The organism is Streptomyces sp. YPW6 (genome assembly GCF_018866325.1).
Lineage (GTDB): Bacteria > Actinomycetota > Actinomycetes > Streptomycetales > Streptomycetaceae > Streptomyces.
The window spans coordinates 4,618,985-4,637,795 of sequence record NZ_CP076457.1 but is presented as its reverse complement, the minus strand read 5'-3'; the positions used below and the strand labels follow the sequence as shown (position 1 = coordinate 4,637,795).

Below are 18,811 nucleotides of genomic sequence, written 5' to 3'. Positions count from 1 at the left end.
CTACTTCTCCCGCTCCGCCACGATCTCCCCGTCCTCCTCCGCCCCCGTGGGCCGGAAGCCGAGCGCCGTGTACAGACGCGCGGCCGCCTCGTTCTCCGGGGCGTACGAGAGACGTACGGCGGTGCCGTCCTCGCGGGCGGCGAGCCAGTCGGCCAGGGTGTGCACGGCTGCGCGGCCGATGCCCGTGCCCTGGTGGGCGGCGTCGATCAGCATGCCGCCGATCCAGTGCGAACCGTCCTCGTCCCGGCCCCACATGATGTGGCCGGCCACCTCGCCGCCCGCGAGGACCGCCAGGGAGTTCCAGGTGTCCTCGCGGCTGCTCAGGACGAGGTAGCGGGCGGCCAGGGCCGGGACCCAGTCGCGCTGGTCGTCGCGGGGTGCGCAGTCGGCGACCGCCCGCCAGTTGTCCGCGTCCACGGCGTGGAGGGTGACGGGACGGCCGCTTCTGTCGGTGTGTCCGTGGTTGATCATCCGCGCAGGGTAGCCCGCCCGGACCGGCGCGGACAGCGGGTTTACGGCTGTGCCATCGCCTGCCGGAAGCCGGTGTTCACCGCGAGGATCCCGCCGTCCACGCGCAGCGTCGTGCCCGTGATCCAGGCCGCGTCGGCGGAGGCGAGGAAGGCGACGGCGGACGCGATGTCCTCGGGGGCGCCGACCCTGCCCAGGGGGTAGAGGGCCGCCGCACGCTCCAACTCCGCGTCGCGGCCCGCCCAGGCGTCGGTGCGGATGGTGCCGGGGGCGACCAGGTTGACCCGGACGCCGCGCGGGCCCGCGTGGCCCGCCAGGGTGCGGGTCAGGCTGGCCAGGCCCGCCTTCGCGGCGCTGTACGCGTGGCCGCCGAAGTCCTGTTCGCCGTTGACCGAGCCGATGGTGACGATCGCACCCCGGCCCGAGGCGACCAGGTGCGGCAGGGCGGCCCGGGCGCAGCGGAACGGGCCGGAGAGCGTGATGTCCAGGTCGCGTTCCCACGTCTCGTCCGGCTCGTCCTCGAAGAGCGCGGCGTCCTCGCTCGCCGCGTACGCGTTGTTGACCAGGACGTCGAGCCGGCCGAAGGTCTCGACCGCGTACGCCACGGCCGCCTCCACCGCCGTCCGGTCGGCCACGTCGCAGGCGAGGGACGCGGCGGTGCCGCCCGCCTCGCGTATCGCCGCCGCCGTGCCGGACGCGCGCCGCGCGTCCAGGTCGGTGACGAGGACCGAGGCCCCTTCCGCCGCCAGGCGGTGGGCCGTTGCCGCGCCGATGCCCTGGCCGGCGGCGGTGATCAGGACGCTGTGACCATCAAAACGGGGTGGTGTCATAGCGCCGACCGTACTGCCCTGACCAAGGCCTGGGCACGGGGGTCGGCGGTGACTCCCTTCTGGAGGCCGTTGGTGACATAGCCGAGCGCGACGCCGGATTCGGGGTCGGCGAAGCCCAGGGATCCGCCGCGCCCCGGGTGGCCGAAGGAACCGGGGCCCAGCAGCGGGGAGGCCGGGCCGTGCAGCATGTAGCCGAGCCCGAAACGGGTGTTGACGACCAGGACCCGGTCCGGGCCGGCCGACTCCTCCGTGCGGGCCAGGGTGAGCGTGGCGGGGGCGAACAGGCGGTGGCCGTCGACCGGGCCGATCATCGCGGCGTAGCAGCGGGCCAGGCCCCGGGCGGTCGCGATGCCGCCCGACGCGGGGAGTTCGGCCGCGCGGTAGGCGGGGTCGTTCTCGTCGGGAAAGGGGTCGATCGCGCCGAACGCCCGCCGGGTGAGCGACTCCGGGTCGCGGTAGGCCTCGACGACGGAGCGCTTGGGGCGGACCCGCAGGGCCCCCGACGCGGCGGCCGCGGCCGGGGGCTCCACGGGGCCGATGCGGCCGATGCGGTGGGCCTCGTCGGCGGGGAGCCCGAACCAGAAGTCGAGGCCGAGCGGGCGGGCGATCTCCTCGGCGATCCAGCGGCCGATGGTGCGCCCGGTGGCGCGGCGGACCAGTTCGCCGATCAGCCAGCTGTAGGTCTGGGCGTGGTAGCCGTGGTCGGTGCCGGGCTCCCACTGCGGGCGCTGCGCCGCCACGGCCGCCGGGCCCATGGCCCCGTCGGCGGCCTCGGCCGGGGTGAGGGGGCGGTCCAGGGCCGGGACCCCTGCGCGGTGGGCGAGGAGGTCGCGGACGAGGACGCGTTCCTTGCCGCTCGCCTTGAACTCCGGCCAGTAGGTGGAGACCGGGGCGTCCAGGTCCACCTGCCCGCGCTGGTGGAGCAGCAGCGGGACGGCGGCGGCGATGCCCTTGCCGGCGGAGCGGACGATCTGGACGGTGTCGACGGCCCACGGTTCGCTGCCGTCGACGTCTCTCGTACCGGCCCAGAGGTCGACGACCTTGCGGCCGTCGCGGTAGACGGCGACGGCCGCGCCGCGCTCGCCGCGCTGCTCGAAGTTGCGGACGAAGGCGTCCGCGACCGGTTCGTAGCCGGGGGCCACCGTGCCCCGTACGTCCACGGTGGAGGCCTCGTCCGCGCCCATGGTGACGGCTGCCGCCGTGCCGGATTCCGCTTCCGCTCCCGTACCCGTCGTGCTCACTGCCGCGTTCCCGCTCATCCCCCCATGGTGCACGCCCCGGCGGGGTGTTCGGGGAGCGGGTCCGCGTGACCACCGGGCTGTCACCATCCGTTCACGGCGCTGGAACGTCGACGGCTCCCGGGTCGAAGCCGAAGGGCAGCTCCAGCCGGTGGGAGCGCATCAGCTCCTCGTCGCGCAGGAGGTCCTGCGTACGGCCGTCGGCGGCGATGACGCCCTCGCTGAGGACGACCGCGCGCGGGCAGAGCTCCAGGGCGTACGGCAGATCGTGGGTGACCATCAGCACCGTGACGTCCAAGGAGCGGAGGATGTCGGCCAGTTCGCGCCGGGAGGCCGGGTCCAGGTTGGACGAGGGTTCGTCCAGGACGAGGATCTCCGGGTCCATCGCCAGGACGGTGGCCACGGCGACGCGGCGGCGCTGCCCGAAGGAGAGGTGGTGCGGCGGGCGGGCCGCGTACTCCTCCATGCCGACCTGCTTCAGCGCCCGCAGCACGCGTTCCTCCAGCTCCGGTCCGCGCACTCCGGCGGAGGCGGGCCCGAAGGCGACGTCCTCGCGGACGGTGGGCATGAACAGCTGGTCGTCCGGGTCCTGGAACACGATGCCGACCCGGCGGCGGATCTCGGCCAGATTCCGCTTGGCCACCGGGAGGCCCGCGACGCGGACCGTGCCGGAGCCCGCTTCCAGGATGCCGTTGAGATGCAGGACGAGCGTGGTCTTGCCGGCGCCGTTGGGGCCGAGCAGCGCGACGCGCTCGCCGCGTCCGACGGTCAGGTTCACCCCGAAGAGGGCCTGGTGGCCGTCGGGGTAGGCGTAGGCGAGGCCGCTGACGTCGAGCGACGGGGCGGTCGGCGGGGTGGGCGGCGCGGCGTCTTCCATGGCAGGGGTCACAGGGTCCATCCCAGCAGACAGACGGCGAGCGCGAGGACGGGGAGCGTCGCCGCGTACGCCCATTGGGCCCGGTCCGCCGTCACCTCGTCGATCACCGGCATCGTGCCCGTGTACCCCCGGCTCACCATGGCGAGGTGGACGCGTTCGCCGCGTTCGTAGGAGCGGATGAACAGGGCCCCCGCCGAAGCGGCGAGCACCCGCCACTGGCGAACGCCGCGCGCCTCGAAGCCCCGGGAGCGGCGGGCGATGGCCATGCGCCGCATCTCGTCGGTCACGACGTCCCCGTACCGGATCATGAAGGAGGCGATCTGCACGAGCAGCGGCGGCAGCCGCAGGCGCTGGAGGCCGAGCAGGACGGCGCGCAGTTCGGTGGTGGAGGCGAGGAGCACCGAGGCGGCGACGCCGAGGGTGGCCTTGGCCAGCACGTTCCACGCGCCCCAGAGGCCGGGGACGCTGACGGAGACTCCGAGGACGCTCGTCTGCTCGCCTGGCACCACGAACGGCATGAGCAGGGCGAACACGACGAACGGCACCTCGACGACGAGCCGTTTCAGCAGGAAGCCGGCCGGGATCCGGGCGACGGCGGCGACCGCGGCCAGCAGCGCCGCGTACAGTCCGAAGGCCCACATCGCCTCGCGCGGGGTACAGACGACCACGAGCACGAAGCAGAAGACCGCGACGAGCTTGCAGTGCGGGGGCAGGCCGTGGACCGGCGAGTGCCCGTGCCGGTAGAGCTTGTGGGCGTGGCCCGCACCCATGTCAGACGCTCTCGTTGTCGCGCGACCGGTCGCGCGGTGTGTCGTTCCGCTCGTCCTCGCGGCGGCGGATCACCCAGAACACCCCGGTGCCCACGACGACGGTGGCGCTGACGCCGATCACCCCGGCGAGGCCGCCGGAGAGCCGGGCGTTCGCGATGTCGCCGACGCCGTAGTCGGCGAGCGGGGAGTCGGCGGCCCCGTGCTCCTCCGCCTTCTCGTCGAATCCCTGGTCGGCGGCGACCCGCTCCAGGCCGTCCGGGTCGGCGGAGGCGTAGAAGGAGACGAACCCGGCCAGCAGGAACGCCGAGACCAGCCCGGTGACGAGGAAGCCACGGGCGGACCGGTGCGGGGCGGCGGGCTCGGGGTCGCGGGTGGCGGCGGGCGCGTCGACCAGTTCACCGTCGACCCGGAGCTTCAGCGGGGCGGCGAGGCCGCCCCGGACGCCGTGGACGAGGTCGGGGCGTACGGCCAGGACCGCACCGACCGTCAGGGCGGTGATGACGCCTTCGCCGATGCCGATGAGGACGTGGACACCGACCATGGCCGTGAAGACCTTGCCGATCGGGATGTCGGTGGTGCCGCCGGTCCAGTAGAGCAGCGTGAACGCGGCGGCCGCCGCCGGTACGGAGACGAGCGCGGCGGCGAACGCCGAGGCGGTCGCGGACCGGCGGGTGCGCGGCAGGAGACCGGTGAGCAGGCGGAACACCCCGTACGCGACGATGACGGTGACCACGCCCATGACGGTGATGTTCACACCGAGCGCGGTGAGCCCGCCGTCGGCGAAGAAGATGCCCTGGAGCAGGAGCACCACGGACAGGCACAGCACGGCGGTCCAGGGGCCGACAAGGATCGCGGCGAGCGCCCCTCCCATCAGGTGGCCGCTGGTGCCGGCGGCCACCGGGAAGTTGAGCATCTGCACGGCGAAGACGAAGGCGGCCACGAGGCCGGCGAGCGGGGCGGTGCGCTCGTTCAGTTCGCGGCGTGCGCCGCGCAGGCTGACGGCGACCGCGCCGACCGCGAACGCTCCGGCGGCGACGGAGACGGGTGCGTCGATGAATCCATCGGGTACATGCATGACAGAGACTCCGCTTCCTGCGGTTCCGCGACGTGTCCGCGTCCGCTCGGGCACGGACCTGCGGGCGGGGTCATGAACCCATCAATAATAGTGCTCTGTTGCGAATAGTACGCAAGAGAGGAAGTCCGGCAGCTGAGATGTACCCACGGTCACCGTGGACTCTCACCGTGCCACTTCCGTGAAATATGGGACATTGGATGACAGAGCGACACATAGAGGAGGAGCCGGCCCATGTCCCCTGTGATCGAAGAACACGCACGCGCCCGGCTCATCACCGACGGCCCCCTCACCCGCCCGGTCCCCGTCGACCTGCGCTACGACCCGGCCGATGAGCGGCGCACCGTCCACATCGGGCTGCCCGACGGCACCGACTGGTCGTTCGGCCGCGACCTCCTGGAGCGCGGCCTCCGCACGCCGATCGAGCGCGGCGCCGTCCGCGTCTGGCCGTGCGGGCGGACGCAGCTGATCGTGGAGCTGCATTCGACGGACGGGGTCGAGGTGTTCCAGTTCGAGATCCGGACCCTGATGCGCTTCCTCGCCCGCACCCGGGCGCAGACACCGGCGGCGGCAGCGGACGCGGACCGCGAACCCCGGCCGCCGTCCCGCACGACGCGCACGCCCCGCTCCGAGCCGCCGTCCCGCACGCCCCGCTCCGACCGGGGCGCCGGGCAGGAGGGCGCGCCCAGCCGGCCCGCGGCCGAGGACGCGCGCCCGGCACTCGGCTGAGGACCCGCGCCCGGGAGCACCAGGCCCCGGCACTCGGCACTCGGCACTCGGCACTCGGCTGAGCTTGGAGGTCGCCCCGGCGGCACCCTCGCGCGAGCGGCGGGGCGCGCCGAGCAGCCGGGCGGCCCAGCGGGCCCACCGGGCCCAGCGGCCCAGGAGCGCGGGCAGCCGCCCGCGGGGAGCGCTCAGCGCGGAAGGCCCCCGTGCCGTTCGCACGGGGGCCTTCGCTGCGCCCCGGCCCCCGTCCCCACAGGTGACCGGCGCTTCCGGGGCCGCGCTCCGCTCAGACGCGGACCCCGGAGTCTCACCGTCCGGACGGGTCAGACGCGGACGAGCTCCCGCTCACCCTCGCCACCGTCACCGGAGCCCGCGGAACCGGGCTCGTCCGCCAGCTGCTGGTGCAGCTTCTCGCCCTCCACGTCCACGTTGGGCAGCGCCCGGTCCAGCCAGCGCGGCAGCCACCAGGCCTTCCGGCCGAGCAGGGCCAGGACGGCGGGCACGATGGCCATGCGCACCACGAAGGCGTCGAAGAGGACGGCGATGGCGAGCGAGAAGCCGATCATCTTGATCATCTGCTCGCTGGAGCCGATGAAGCCGGCGAAGACCGCCATCATGATCACCGCGGCGGCCGTGACCACCCGTGCGCCGTGCTTGAAGCCGGTCACGATGGCCTGGCCCGGGGTCTCGCCGTGGACGTACGCCTCGCGCATCCGGGTGACGAGGAAGACCTCGTAGTCCATCGCGAGACCGAAGACCACACCGACCATGAAGATCGGCATCATGCTCATGATCGGGCCGGTCTGCTCGACGCCGAAGAGCGAGCCGAGCCAGCCCCACTGGAAGACCGCGACGACCGCGCCGAGGGCCGCGACCACCGACAGCAGGAAGCCCAGGGCCGCCTTCAGCGGGACGAGGATCGAGCGGAAGACCAGCATCAGCAGCAGGAAGGCGAGGCCGACGACGAGCGCCAGGTAGGGCAGCAGCGCGTCGTTCATCTTCTGCGAGAAGTCGATGTTCATCGCGGTGGCGCCCGTGACCAGGACCTCGGCGCCGGTGTCGGCCTTGATGGCCTCGCCCGCGTCACGGATGTCGTGGACGACCTCCTCCGTGGCGTGGGAGGAGGGCCGGTCCTTCGGGATGACCGTGATCATCGCGGTGTCGCCGGCCTTGTTGAACTGGGCCGGGGTGACGGCGGCGACGCCGACGGACTCGATCTCCTCGGAGACCCGCTCGGCGGCGGCCTTGCCGTCGGAGCTGTCCTTCGTGTCGACGACGACCATCAGCGGACCGTTGAACCCGGGGCCGAAGCCGTCCGAGAGCATGTCGTACGCCTGGCGCTGCGTGGTCGACTTCGGCTGGGCGCCGTCGTCGGGCAGACCCATCTCCAGCGAGGCGGCCGGTACGGCGACGATGCCGAGGCCGAGGACGCCGACGAGCATGACCCAGACCGGCCTGCGCAGCACGAACCGCGCCCAGCGGGTGCCCATGTTCGGCTTGGCCTCGGGGCTCTTCTCCGCCTCGGCGGCCTTACGGGCCTTGCGGCCCATGACCCGCTTCCCCGCGAAGCCCAGCAGGGCCGGGACGAGGGTGAGGGCGATGACGACGGCGATCGCGACCGTTCCGGCGGCGGCGAAGCCCATCTTCGTCAGCATCGGGATGTTGACGACGGCGAGGCCCACCAGAGCGATGACCACGGTGAGCCCGGCGAAGACGACGGCGGACCCGGCGGTGCCGACCGCGCGCCCGGCGGCTTCCTCGCGCTCCCGGCCCTCGGCCAGTTCGGCGCGGTAGCGGGAGACGATGAACAGGGCGTAGTCGATGCCGACCGCGAGGCCGATCATCATGGCGAGGGTCGAGGTGGTCGTGCCGAGATCCAGCACGTTGGCCAGCGCGGTGATCGTCGAGACCCCGATGCCGACCCCGATGAGTGCGGTCAGCAGCGGCAGCCCGGCGGCGACCAGCGACCCGAAGGTGATGACGAGGACGATCGCGGCGATGATGACACCGATGATCTCCGCGGCCCCGGTGTGCGGCATGACCTGGAGGGCGTCACCGCCGATCTCCACCTTCATGCCGCTCTTCTGCGCGTCCTTGCCCACGTCCTCCAGGGCGTCCCGGGTCCCGTCGGTCAGCTCCATGGAGTTGACCTGGTAGGAGACCGAGATGTACGCGGTCGAACCGTCCTGGCTCACCGCCTTCTGCTGGAACGGGTCGGCGACCGAAGCGACCTGCTCCGATCCGGACTCCAGCTTCTTGACGATGCCGGTGATCTCGCGCTTGTTCTCGGCGTCGGTCACCTTCTCGCCCTCGGGCGCCTTGAAGACGACCCGGGCGGTCGCGCCGTCGGCGCTGTTTCCGGGGTTGCGCTCTTCCAGCAGGTCGAAGGCGCGCTGCGCCTCCGTACCGGGGATCGAGAAGGAACTGGAGGTGGCGGTGGACGCGGTGGCCGCACCGATGACGGCCACCGCCAGCAACGCCAGCCAGATCAGGGCGACGAAGCCGCGGCGGCGGAAGGTGAGCCGTCCGAGCTTGTAGAGGAAAGTGGCCACGGGGGCGTACTCCCGGTCAGGTCGTATGAGTGGAAATTGGGCGTGAGGGACCAGCCCGACGACGAGAGCGGCGCGTCAGGTGGAGCTTCGGGGAGAGGGCCGTGCGGGCGGGACGTGCCGTACGCGGGGACGAGCCGTACGGGCAGGTGGTGCGGGGACGTCAGACGCCGAGAGCGGGGAGAATCACGGAGTCCACGTAATCGGTGAGGAACGCCTGGTCGAGCGGGCGGTCCTCGATCAGCTGCCGGGCGGCCAGCGCGCCGACCAGCATGTGCGGGATGTACTTCAGCGCCGGATTGTCCGGACGCAGCTCGCCCCGGTCCACCGCCCGTTGCAGCAGCTGGTCGAGGCCGGTCATCTCCGGTTCGATCAGCAGGTCGCGCAGGGCCTGGAGCAGCTCGGGGTTCTCGTGGACGGCATGGCTCAGACCCCGCATCAGCGCGGCGTCCTTCTCCATCTGGCAGTCGTCGGTCCGGCTCAGCGCGGCATGGAAGTCACCGCGCAGCGAACCGGTGTCGATGTCCGAAAGGCTCCCGGGCTTGTTGTGCCGCAGCGCCTTCACGACCAGCTCGGGCTTGGAGCCCCACTGGCGGTAGAGAGTGGCCTTGCTCGAACGGGTGCGGGCGGCGACGGCGTCCATGGTCAGGGCGTCGTAACCGACCTCGCGGAGCAGATCGAGGACGGCCTCGTACAGCTCGCCCTCACGCTCGGGGGTCAGCCTGGTGCGTGCCATGTGCCGACCTCCTTCGCCTGCCTGTCACCGGTCCAGCGTTCCGTTCACCATCGAACGAAACTGTTTCGTACACCTGAACCGTACCCCCACCTCCCAGCGAAACGAAATCGTTTCGCTTGTGTCCTGCACCACAAGTTGCCCCGGGCTCCGCGCACCGAAAACATTGGGGGGTGAGTGACGACGTCGCGTATCTCCGTTTCCCGCACCTCCACCAGGACTTGCTGTGCTTCGCGGCCGAGGACGACCTGTGGGTCGCCCCCCTCGCCGCGCCGGGGCACCGGCCCGGACGCGCCTGGCGGGTGACCGTCGACCGGACCCGGGTCAGCCACCCCCGCTTCTCGCCCGACGGCACCGCCATCGCCTACACGACCTGGCGGACCCTGGACCCCGAGATCCACCTCGCCCCGGTGGACGGCGGCCCGGCGCGCCGGCTCACCTACTGGGGTTCGACGGACGCCCGGGTCTGCGGCTGGAGCCCCGACCCGGGCGAGGCCTGCCAGATCCTCGCCGTCTCCTCGCACAACCAGCCGTTCTCCTACTTCTCCTGGGCCTACAGCGTCCCCACCGACGGCAGCCCCGGAGGCAGACTTCCCTGGGGCCCGGTCTCCGACATCGCCGTCGCCGACATCGACGGCGAGCGCCGCACCCTGCTGCTCACCGGCACTCCCCCGCACGAACCCGCCGCCTGGAAGCGCTACCGGGGCGGGGCCACGGGCCGCCTGTGGCTGCACGGCGAGCGGCTGCTCCCGGACATCGACGGGCACCTCGCCAACCCGATGTTCGTCGGCCGCCGCATCGCGTTCCTCTCCGACCACGAGGGCGTCGGCAACCTGTACTCCTGCCGGGCGGACGGCACCGACCTGCGCCGCCACACCGACCACGACGCCTTCTACGCCCGCAACGCCTCCAGCGACGGGCACCGGGTGATCTACCAGTGCGCGGGCGAGCTGTGGCTGGCCGAGGACCTGGAATCGCCCGGGGCCACCCCGCGCAAGCTGGAGGTGCGCCTCGGGGGCCCGCGCACCGGCCGGCGCGTCCACCAGGTGCCCGCCGCCAGCAACGTCGACTCGCTCTCCGTCGACGAGACCGGCCGGGCCAGTGCCGTCACCGTACGCGGCAGCCTCTACTGGCTCACCCACCGCGACGGCCCCGCCCGCACCATCGCCGACACCCCGGGCGTGCGCGTGCGGCTGCCGGAGATGCTCGGCAGCGGCGGACAGGTCGCCTACGTCACCGACGCGGACGGACCCGACGCGGTCGAGATCGCCTATCTGCCGCGCGCCAGCGGCGACCGCCCGCCGCGCAGACTGGCCTCCGGGCTGCTGGGCCGGGTCCAGGAGATGGTCGCCGACCCGGACGGGCAGCGTCTGGCCATCGCCTCGAACGACGGCCGCCTGCTGCTCCTGGACACGGGCGAGGGAGAGGCGGAGCCGCCCTCCAGCGCAGTGCAGCCCGCCTCAGGCACTGCGGAGCCCCCCTCAAGCCCGGCGGAGCCCGCCGGGACCGCGCCGGAGCCCCCTCCGGCAGCGCCGAAGCCCCCCAGCGGCTCGACCCGCGCCGACCTGCACGCGGCCACCGGCGCGGCGGCCCCGGACAGCGCCGTTCCGGTCGACGAGCACCCCGGGCTCACCGAGCTGATCCGCTCGGTCAACGGCCCGGTACGCGACCTGGCCTTCTCCCCCGACGGCGACTGGCTCACCTGGTCGCACCCGGGCGTCGGCCGCTCGCTGCGGCAGATCAAGCTGGCCCGGATCTCCGGCCCCGGCGCCCCGGCGATCGTGGACGTCACCAACGGCCGCTTCGAGGACGAGAACCCGGTCTTCACCGAGGACGGCCGCTATCTCGCGTTCCTGTCCTGGCGCGGCTTCGACCCGGTGTACGACGTGCACACCGGCGACCTGTCCTTCCCGCTCGGCTGCCGCCCCTATCTGGTCCCGCTCTCCTCCGCGACCCCGTCCCCCTTCGCGCTCTCCCCGGACGGCCGCCCGGCGGCGGGCGGCCTGGACCCGGTGGACGTGCCGGACGGGGGTACGGGCGAGGGGTCCACGGTGATGGTGGAGTTCGAGGGGCTGGAGAGCCGGGTGACGCCGTTCCCGGTCTCCGCGTCCAAGTACTCGGCGCTCGCCCCGGTGAGCGGGGGCGGTCTGGTGTGGCTGCGCTGGCCGATCTCCGGGGCGCTGGGCGAGACGTTCGCGAACCCGGCCGACATGTCGGGGCGGCCCACCCTGGAGCACTTCAGCATCGCGAAGGCCCGCAGGACCGAACTGGTCGACCACCTGGACTGGTTCGCGGTCAGCGGCGACTCCTCGCGGCTGGTGGTGATGGACGACGGCGACCTGCGCGCCGTCCCCGCAACCGAGCCCGGCGACGGCGACTCCACGGTCTACCTCGACCTGCGCCGCATCCTGCACGAGGTCGACCCGGGGGCGGAGTGGCGGCAGGCGTACGGGGAAGCGGGCCGGATCATCCGGGACTACTTCTGGGAACCGGACATGTGCGGCATCGACTGGGACGGGGTGCTGGACCAGTACCGCCCCCTGGTCGAACGGGTCGCCTCTCCGGACGAGTTCGCGGACCTGCTGCGCGAGGTGCTGGGCGAGCTGGGGACCTCGCACGCGTACGTCTCCCCCGCCCGCCGCAACGAGGGCCCGCCGCACTACCAGCGGGCGATCGGCCTGCTGGGCGCCAACCTGGTCTGCCGGGACGGGGCGTGGACGGTCCAGCGCATCCTCCCCGGCGAGTCCTCGGACTCCAAGGCGCGTTCACCGCTGGCCGGTACGGGGATCAGGGAGGGCGCGGTCCTCACCCATGTCGACGGCCGGCCGGTGGACCCGGTGGCGGGCCCGTACCCGCTGCTGACGGCGGCGGGCGGCACGACGGTGGAACTGACCTTCTCCCCGGCGGGCGGCGGCCCCTCCCGCCGGGTGGCGATCATGCCGCTGGTCGACGAACGCCCGCTGCGCTACCAGGACTGGGTCGCCAAACGCCGTGACGTGGTACGGGAGTTGAGCGGCGGAAAGTGCGGCTATCTGCACATCCCGGACCTGGGCGGCTCGGGCTGGGCCCAGTTCAACCGGGACCTGCGCCTGGAGGTGGCCCGGCCCGCGCTCATCGTGGACGTACGGGGCAACGCCGGCGGCCACATCAGCGAGCTCGTCGTGGAGAAGCTCACCCGCACGATCCTCGGCTGGGACCTGACCCGTGACGCGCAGGCGGTCAGCTACGCCTCCAACGCTCCGCGCGGCCCGGTCGTCGCCCTGGCCGACGAGGCCACGTCCTCGGACGGCGACATGATCACCGCGGCGTTCCGGCTGCTGAAGCTCGGCCCCGTGGTGGGCCAGCGCACCTGGGGCGGCGTGGTCGGCATGACCGGCCGCCACCGGCTGGGGGACGGCACGTCGATCACGGTCCCGATGAACGCCGCCTGGTTCGACACGTACGGCTGGTCGGTGGAGAACCACGGGGTGGAGCCGGACGTGGAGGCACTGCGCACCCCGCTGGACTGGGCGGAGGGGCGGTACGCGGTCCTGGACGACGCGGTCCGCCTGGCGCTGGACCTGCTGGCGGCCCACCCGGCGGCGACGCCGCCCTCGTACGACACGGTCCCGGACCTGCGCAGGCCGCCGCTGCCGCCGAGGTGACGGGCGGTCGACCAGCCCTCCGTCCCCCGTGCGCGCGGAACGGGCACCCGTCCGGGCGCGCCGGGCGGGCGCCCGTCCGCGGGCGGCGGACACGATGGGAGGGGCTGGCCACGTACGAGGGAGAAGCATGACCGAGAACCGCTCGGACCGGATCGCGCGCGGCCGGCCCGGCAACGGCCCCGGCCCGGCCCCCGCCCCGCACGACCTGCGGCGGATCGGGGCCGCCCCGGACTTCTGGTATCCGGTCGCCCTCTCCCGGAACGTACGGAAGGAAGGGGTGGCGGCGGCCGTGTTCGCCGGGGAGCGCATCGCGCTGTACCGGGCCCGGAGCGGTGCCGTCCACGCACTGGAGGACCGGTGCGCGCACCGGCAGGTGCCGCTGAGCATGGGCGTCGTCGACGGTGAGACGCTGCGCTGCTGCTACCACGCCTGGGCCTACCGCGGCGACGGCCGCATCTCGCAGATCCCCTACCTCGCCAAGGGCGACGCCCGGCCGCCGCGCGGAGTGCGGGCCTATCCGGTGCGCGAGGCGTACGGCCTGGTGTTCGTCTTCCCGGGCGCCCCGGAGAAGGCGGCGCTCACCCCGCTGCCGGACATCCCGGCCCACGCCTCGCCGCGGTACCGGACGATGACGTTCTCGCGGACCGTGCGCTGCCACTACTCGTTCCTGCACGAGAACCTGCTCGACATGAACCACCAGTTCCTCCACCGGGGCGTGGTCGGCAGGCTCCAGCCGAAGCTGCTGGGATACGAGAGCGGCCCGGCCTCGGTGGAGGCCCGCTACCTCTTCACCCACACCGGGGGCAAGCGCAACCGCAGCGCGGGCCTGCTCGCCGCCGAGGGGCTCGGCGGCCGGCCGTCCAGCGACGTCATGACCATCCGCACCGAGTACCCCTACCAGACGCTGGACCTGGTTCCGGAGAAGGCCGACCACCCGGCCCTGCGCCTCTGGGCGGTGTACGTCCCCGAGGACGCCCAGCAGCGCGTCTGTCACGCGTACGGACTGCTCATGATCGAGAAGCCGAGGGTCTCCGCCGCCCTGACCGTGGCCTGGCCGTTCATCCGGCACTTCACCGAACGGGTCTTCGCGGAGGACCGCATGGCCGTCGAGGCCGAGCAGCGGGCGTGGGACGAGCAGGGCGAGGACCGCAACCACGAGGTCTTCTCACTGATCCTGGACGTCCGCGACGTCCTGCGCGCGAACGGCGTCCCGCTGTAACCGCGCACACAAGGAGGAGGCGCACCCGATCACCCGGGTGCGCCTCCTGACGCGACGCGTACGCACGCGCTGACCGCAGCACGTACGCGTCACACCTCAGCGACCGTCAACGGTCAAAACGCTCGCGCGCCTGGTCCGCGGCGTCCTGGGCACGGTCCTTCATGCCCGAGGAGGAGTCCTGCCGCTGGTCGCGGGCCCGGGAGGCCCGGTCCTGGGCCTCGTCCTTGCCCTGACCGGCCTTCTGCTTGGCCTGGTCGGCGAGCTCCTGCGCCTTGTCCTTGAACTGGTCTGCGATACCCATGCTGTTCACTCCTGGGGTGTCCGTGGGACGGATGGAGGTGGCCCCCAGCGGGGCCGTGCTCAGCGTTGCATGCCCCGACATCCCGCGCATTTCGGACTGCTACCCACCGTGACATGAGCCTCGTCCGCCCGCCGGACACCCCTCAGGTCCGGTCCGCGCGCGCATCCTGGTCCGCCGCGCCCCCGGCCCCCACCAGGCCCTTGGGCACGGTGTGGAGGCGCGGTTCGAAGCGCCGCATCTCACGCTGTCCGCCGAGCGCGATGACCGAGGGCAGGTAGCCGCGGACCGACTGCATCCCGCGCAGCCACCACTGGGCGTACACGTGCGGGGAGCGGCGCGCGATGCCGTCCACGATCCGGTCGACGGCCGGGCCGAGCGGGTAGGTGCGGTTCATCGGCCACGGCAGCCGCTGCCGCAGCTCGCGCATCACGTCGTCCTGGTCCGCGCCGCGCACCATGTCGGTGTCGGTCCAGGAGAGGTAGCCGACGCCGACCTTGACGCCCTTGTAACCGACCTCGGCACGCAGGCTGTGCGCGAAGGCCTCGACGCCCGACTTGGACGCGCAGTACGCGGTCATCATCGGGGCCGGTGTGATCGCGGCCAGAGACGCTATCTGCAGGAAGTAGCCGCGGCTCTCCGTCAGCACCGGCAGGAAGGCCCGGCCCGTGACGGCCCCTCCGATGAGGTTGACCTCGATGACTCGCCGCCAGGCGTCCGGGTCGGACTCGGCGAACGGGCCGCCCGCGGCGACGCCCGCGTTGGCGACGACCACGTCGACCTTGCCGAATCGTTCCTTGACCTCCTGTGCGACCCGGGCCATCGCCGCGTGGTCGGTGACGTCGGCGAACCAGTGGCCGCTCTCGCCGTGCAGACGTGCCGACACCTGCTTCAGCTCGTCCGGCTCCAGGCCGACGAGCGCGAGGGTCGCCCCGCGTGCGGACAGCTTGCGGGCGAGCAGTTCGCCCACGCCCCGGGCCGCGCCGGTGACGACGACGACCTGGCCCTCCAGATTCCGCTTGCCGCTCATGCGACATCCTCCTTCTCCGCCGTGGCGGCCGCGCCCGTGGCGACGTACCGGATGACCAGCTCCCTGATTTTCGCCGAAACGGCCTCCGGGGCCTCGACCGGCGTCATGTGTCCCATGCCCGTCAGCTCGGTCAGGCCGAGGCCGGCCGGCAGGGCGTCCGCGATGGCGCGGGCGTGGACCGGCGGGGTCAGCCGGTCGTCCGTGCCGGCGATCACCGCGGTGGGCACCCGCAACGCCCGTACGCCCGCGGCGAGATCCAGCTCGGCGAGCACATGCCCCCACTCCACCCGGGCGCGGCGCGGACAGGCGTGCACGACACGGGCGCAGGCGTCGACCCGGTCCGGGGCCGAACCCCGCCCCATCGTGGCGTACTTGAGGATCTTCCTGGAGACCGGGTTCACCGGGCCGAGGGGGGCTTTCGCGCCCAGTACGGCGGTGGTGAGCCGGGTCCGCAGCGCACCGGCGCGGAACGGCAGGACCCGGGCCTCGGCGGCCAGCCGCTCAGCCCCGGTGGAGCACAGCAGCACGGCGGCGGCGTGCTCGCGCAGCCCGGGGCGCTCGGCCGCCGCCATCACCGTCATCCCGCCCATGGAGTGCCCGGCGAGCACCGCCTTGCGGCCCGGGGCGAGCGCCGCGGCGAGGACCGCTTCGAGGTCGTCGGCGAGCGCGTTCGTGCTGTAGCCGCCGGGGCCGGGCTCGGGGGTGAGCCCGTGGCCGCGCTGGTCGTAGGCGATGACGCGGTGGTCGGCGGCCAGGTCGCGGATCTGGGCGTCCCAGAAGCGGGTGTTGCAGGTCCAGCCGTGGGCGAGGACGACGGCGGGCGCGTCCTCGGGGCCGTGCAGTTCGACGTGGACGCGCGAACCGTCGGCGGAGCGGGCGGTCAGCTCGGCGGCGGGCACGGGCGGCACGGTGTCGCGGTGCAGGAGCCGGCTCATCGCGCGGCCTCCTCGGCGACGGGTCCGGCCTCCGCGACCGCGGTCACGGTCTCGCGGTCGGCGCGGCCGGGCTGCTCGGGGACGCGGCCGGCCCCGGCGGCCCGCTGCCCGCCGCCGGCCCGGACGACGTCGTACTCCGCGAGGTCCACCGACCGGGTCTGCCGCCGGAACTCACCCGTCGTCCCCGGCCAGACGGTGGTGTTGCGGCCCGCCTCGTCCAGGTACCAGCTGGTGCAGCCGCCGGTGTTCCACACCGTGCGCTTCATCCGCTGCTGGACCTTGTCGTTCCACGCGGTGACGGACGCGGCCCTGGCGTCGAGCGCGGCGCGTCCGCCCAGCACGTCCAGCTGACGGAGGTAGTCGGCCATGTAGTTCAGCTGGGACTCGATCATCAGGATCATCGAGGAGTTCCCGAGGCCCGTGTTGGGGCCGATGATCGTCATCCAGTTGGGGAACCCGGCGGCCGTCGCGCCGCGCAGCGAGTTCATCCCGTCCTTCCAGGTCTCGGCGAGGGTGATGCCCTCCGCTCCGACGACCCGTTCGGCGATCGGCATGTCCGTCACGTGGAAACCGGTGCCGAAGATGATCGCGTCGACCTCGGCCTCGGTGCCGTCGGCGGCGATCACCGTGGAGCCGCGTATCTCGCCGAGCCCGGAGGCGACCACGTCCACATTGGGCTGGGCGAGCGCCGGGTAGTAGGTGCTGGAGAGCAGGATCCGCTTGCAGCCGATGCGGTAGTCGGGGGTCAGTTTGGCCCGCAGCGCCGGGTCCTTGATGGCCCGCGCCATGTTGGACTTGGCTATCTTCTCCACCAGCCCCAGCTGGTCGGGGTGCTTGGTGAAGGCGCTGACCTGCAACTCCCTTATGCCCCAGAGCAGTCCGCGACGCGCGGTGCCGGTGGCGGGGACCGCCCGGTGCAGGGCCCGCTCGGCCTTGCTGATGGTGCGGTCCATCCGCGGCATGACCCAGGGCGGCGTGCGCTGGAAGAGCGTGAGCTTCGCGGTCTTCGGCTGTATCGCGGGGACGATCTGGATCGCGGAGGCGCCGGTTCCGACCATCGCGACGCGCTTGCCGGCCAGGTCGTAGTCGTGGTCCCAGCGCGCGGAGTGGAAGACCTTGCCGGGGAAGGAGTCGAGCCCGGGTATGTCGGGCATCTTGGGGTCGGAGAGCGGACCGGTGGCGGAGACGACGACATCGGCGTGCAGCGTGGCGCCGTTGGCCGACTCGATCACCCAGTACAGGTTCTCCCGGTCCCAGCTCATCAGCTTCACCTCGTGGTTCAGCCGGATGTGCGGGCGGAGCCCGAAGGTGTCGGCCACCCGCTCCAGGTAGGCCCGGATGTGCTCCTGGCCGGAGAAGGTGCGCGGCCAGTCCGGGTTGGGCGCGAAGGAGAAGGAGTAGAGGTGGGACGGTACGTCGCAGGCGCAGCCGGGGTAGCTGTTGTCCCGCCAGGTCCCGCCGACCGAGGCGGCCCGCTCCAGGACGACGAAATCGGTGATGCCTTCGCGGCGCAGCCGGACGGCGGCCCCCAGGCCCCCGAATCCGGTTCCGATCACCGCCACACGTACGTGCTCCTGCTGGGCCATGCTGCCGCCTCCCGCGGTACGTCACACGACTTTGCCAGCAATCACTGGCATGGTTCGGAGAGTAGAGCAGGACCGTACTGATGGGTAGGGGGCGGACCGAGGAAAGTTACCGGCGGTACAACATAGGGTGCCCCTGTGGCTGAAGGACGCGAGCACCGCGAATACCGCATGGAGGAGCTGGCCAGGGAAGCCGGCATCACCGTGCGGACCCTGCGCTTCTACCGGGAGCGCGGGCTGATCCCGCCACCTCGCCGCGAGGGCCGGATCGCCTGGTACGACGACCACCACCTGGCCCGGCTGCGGACCATCGCGGGCCTGCTGGAGCGCGGCCACACACTCAACGGCATCGCCGACCTGGCCGCCACCTTCGAGAGCGGCCGCGACGTCGCCGAAGTGCTGGGCCTGGGCGAACCGACCGAGGAGACCCCGGTCCGGCTCACCCCCGAGCAGCTCGCGGACTACTTCGAGGGCGAGGTCACGCCGGAGAACCTCGCCGCCGCACTGGACCTGGGCTATCTCGCCACCGACGGGGACGAGATCGTGCACATCAGCCGCCGCCTCCTGGAGGTGTCGGCCGAGCTGGTACGGGAAGGGGTGCCGCTGTCCACGGTGCTCTCCTCGGGCCGCCGCGTCCGCGAGCACGCGGAGGCGCTCGCGGAAATCTTCGTACGCGTACTGCATGCCCACGCACAGGAGACCGAACCCGCCCAACTCCGGCCCTTGGCCCGCGCGGTGGTGGACGCGGAGCTGTCGATGGCCCTGGACCGGAGGCTGCGCCGCGAGGACGGCACGCAGCCCCCGAAGACGTAGGCGCCCCCGGGAGCGCGGGGCGTCGG

General features: G+C 72.8%; 16 protein-coding genes. 4 read left to right on the top strand and 12 right to left on the bottom strand.

The genetic code is table 11. The annotated features are described in order from the left end of the window. The 6 genes from KME66_RS20610 to KME66_RS20585 form a co-directional block, all read right to left on the bottom strand. On the bottom strand, positions 1-471 hold the full coding sequence (locus KME66_RS20610) for a GNAT family N-acetyltransferase (RefSeq protein ID WP_216324622.1): 471 nt from the start codon (positions 469-471) through the stop codon (positions 1-3). A 41-nt stretch (positions 472-512) separates the two neighbouring features. Beyond that, complete coding sequence (locus KME66_RS20605) at positions 513-1,298, bottom strand: SDR family NAD(P)-dependent oxidoreductase (RefSeq protein WP_216324619.1); 786 nt, start codon at positions 1,296-1,298, stop codon at positions 513-515. Next, positions 1,295-2,458, bottom strand: a complete 1,164-nt coding sequence (locus KME66_RS20600) for a serine hydrolase domain-containing protein (protein ID WP_216329510.1) — start codon at positions 2,456-2,458, stop codon at positions 1,295-1,297. The genes KME66_RS20605 and KME66_RS20600 overlap by 4 nt, the downstream gene beginning before the upstream one ends. 172 nt (positions 2,459-2,630) lie before the next feature. Further along, positions 2,631-3,434, bottom strand: a complete 804-nt coding sequence (locus tag KME66_RS20595; RefSeq protein WP_178379101.1) for an energy-coupling factor ABC transporter ATP-binding protein — start codon at positions 3,432-3,434, stop codon at positions 2,631-2,633. Beyond that, entirely contained in the window at positions 3,422-4,183 is a 762-nt protein-coding gene (gene cbiQ / locus KME66_RS20590) for a cobalt ECF transporter T component CbiQ (protein WP_073225259.1), read from the bottom strand. The genes KME66_RS20595 and cbiQ overlap by 13 nt, the downstream gene beginning before the upstream one ends. 1 nt (position 4,184) lies before the next feature. After that, positions 4,185-5,258, bottom strand: a complete 1,074-nt coding sequence (locus KME66_RS20585; RefSeq protein ID WP_216324615.1) for an energy-coupling factor ABC transporter permease — start codon at positions 5,256-5,258, stop codon at positions 4,185-4,187. A gap of 231 nt (positions 5,259-5,489) precedes the next feature. Between KME66_RS20585 and KME66_RS20580 the strand changes: the two genes are divergently transcribed. Then, positions 5,490-5,984 (top strand): SsgA family sporulation/cell division regulator, encoded by a 495-nt coding sequence (locus tag KME66_RS20580; RefSeq protein ID WP_073225254.1) that lies wholly within the window; start codon positions 5,490-5,492, stop codon positions 5,982-5,984. Positions 5,985-6,304: 320 nt separating this feature from the next. On the opposite strand, the gene KME66_RS20575 is transcribed toward KME66_RS20580, so the two are convergent. Further along, positions 6,305-8,533 carry an MMPL family transporter gene (locus KME66_RS20575; RefSeq protein ID WP_216324612.1) on the bottom strand — a complete coding sequence of 743 codons (2,229 nt, stop codon included), beginning with the start codon at positions 8,531-8,533 and terminating at the stop codon, positions 6,305-6,307. Between the two features lie 160 nt (positions 8,534-8,693). After that, positions 8,694-9,266, bottom strand: a complete 573-nt coding sequence (locus tag KME66_RS20570) for a TetR/AcrR family transcriptional regulator (RefSeq protein WP_073225249.1) — start codon at positions 9,264-9,266, stop codon at positions 8,694-8,696. Positions 9,267-9,436: 170 nt separating this feature from the next. On the opposite strand from KME66_RS20570, the gene KME66_RS20565 reads away from it, so the two are divergent. Then, positions 9,437-12,907, top strand: a complete 3,471-nt coding sequence (locus KME66_RS20565; RefSeq protein ID WP_216324609.1) for a S41 family peptidase — start codon at positions 9,437-9,439, stop codon at positions 12,905-12,907. Positions 12,908-13,034: 127 nt separating this feature from the next. Next, positions 13,035-14,126 carry an aromatic ring-hydroxylating dioxygenase subunit alpha gene (locus KME66_RS20560; protein ID WP_216324607.1) on the top strand — a complete coding sequence of 364 codons (1,092 nt, stop codon included), beginning with the start codon at positions 13,035-13,037 and terminating at the stop codon, positions 14,124-14,126. Positions 14,127-14,232: 106 nt separating this feature from the next. On the opposite strand, the gene KME66_RS20555 is transcribed toward KME66_RS20560, so the two are convergent. From KME66_RS20555 to KME66_RS20540, 4 genes are all read right to left on the bottom strand, one after another. After that, positions 14,233-14,427 (bottom strand): hypothetical protein, encoded by a 195-nt coding sequence (locus tag KME66_RS20555; protein WP_073225243.1) that lies wholly within the window; start codon positions 14,425-14,427, stop codon positions 14,233-14,235. Positions 14,428-14,569: 142 nt separating this feature from the next. After that, complete coding sequence (locus KME66_RS20550) at positions 14,570-15,454, bottom strand: SDR family oxidoreductase (RefSeq protein WP_216324604.1); 885 nt, start codon at positions 15,452-15,454, stop codon at positions 14,570-14,572. Next, on the bottom strand, positions 15,451-16,389 hold the full coding sequence (locus KME66_RS20545; RefSeq protein WP_073225239.1) for an alpha/beta fold hydrolase: 939 nt from the start codon (positions 16,387-16,389) through the stop codon (positions 15,451-15,453). The genes KME66_RS20550 and KME66_RS20545 overlap by 4 nt, the downstream gene beginning before the upstream one ends. Beyond that, entirely contained in the window at positions 16,386-17,975 is a 1,590-nt protein-coding gene (locus tag KME66_RS20540; protein ID WP_216324601.1) for an NAD(P)/FAD-dependent oxidoreductase, read from the bottom strand. Before KME66_RS20540 ends, KME66_RS20545 begins: the two co-directional genes overlap by 4 nt. A 168-nt stretch (positions 17,976-18,143) precedes the next feature. Here KME66_RS20540 and KME66_RS20535 point away from each other — a divergent pair, with 168 nt between their 5' ends. Then, on the top strand, positions 18,144-18,785 hold the full coding sequence (locus KME66_RS20535; protein ID WP_073225235.1) for a MerR family transcriptional regulator: 642 nt from the start codon (positions 18,144-18,146) through the stop codon (positions 18,783-18,785). Positions 18,786-18,811 lie beyond the last annotated feature (26 nt).

Excerpts from the sequence above, each read along its gene's own strand:
- KME66_RS20555 (WP_073225243.1), bottom strand. The coding sequence starts at position 14,427 with ATGGGTATCGCAGACCAGTTCAAGGACAAGGCGCAGGAGCTCGCCGAC.
- KME66_RS20550 (WP_216324604.1), bottom strand. The coding sequence starts at position 15,454 with ATGAGCGGCAAGCGGAATCTGGAGGGCCAGGTCGTCGTCGTCACCGGC.
- KME66_RS20540 (WP_216324601.1), bottom strand. The coding sequence starts at position 17,975 with ATGGCCCAGCAGGAGCACGTACGTGTGGCGGTGATCGGAACCGGATTC.
- KME66_RS20595 (WP_178379101.1), bottom strand. The coding sequence starts at position 3,434 with ATGGACCCTGTGACCCCTGCCATGGAAGACGCCGCGCCGCCCACCCCG.
- KME66_RS20535 (WP_073225235.1), top strand. The coding sequence starts at position 18,144 with ATGGAGGAGCTGGCCAGGGAAGCCGGCATCACCGTGCGGACCCTGCGC.
- KME66_RS20610 (WP_216324622.1), bottom strand. The coding sequence starts at position 471 with ATGATCAACCACGGACACACCGACAGAAGCGGCCGTCCCGTCACCCTC.
- KME66_RS20545 (WP_073225239.1), bottom strand. The coding sequence starts at position 16,389 with ATGAGCCGGCTCCTGCACCGCGACACCGTGCCGCCCGTGCCCGCCGCC.
- KME66_RS20570 (WP_073225249.1), bottom strand. The coding sequence starts at position 9,266 with ATGGCACGCACCAGGCTGACCCCCGAGCGTGAGGGCGAGCTGTACGAG.
- cbiQ (WP_073225259.1), bottom strand. The coding sequence starts at position 4,183 with ATGGGTGCGGGCCACGCCCACAAGCTCTACCGGCACGGGCACTCGCCG.
- KME66_RS20580 (WP_073225254.1), top strand. The coding sequence starts at position 5,490 with ATGTCCCCTGTGATCGAAGAACACGCACGCGCCCGGCTCATCACCGAC.
- KME66_RS20585 (WP_216324615.1), bottom strand. The coding sequence starts at position 5,258 with ATGCATGTACCCGATGGATTCATCGACGCACCCGTCTCCGTCGCCGCC.
- KME66_RS20560 (WP_216324607.1), top strand. The coding sequence starts at position 13,035 with ATGACCGAGAACCGCTCGGACCGGATCGCGCGCGGCCGGCCCGGCAAC.
- KME66_RS20605 (WP_216324619.1), bottom strand. The coding sequence starts at position 1,298 with ATGACACCACCCCGTTTTGATGGTCACAGCGTCCTGATCACCGCCGCC.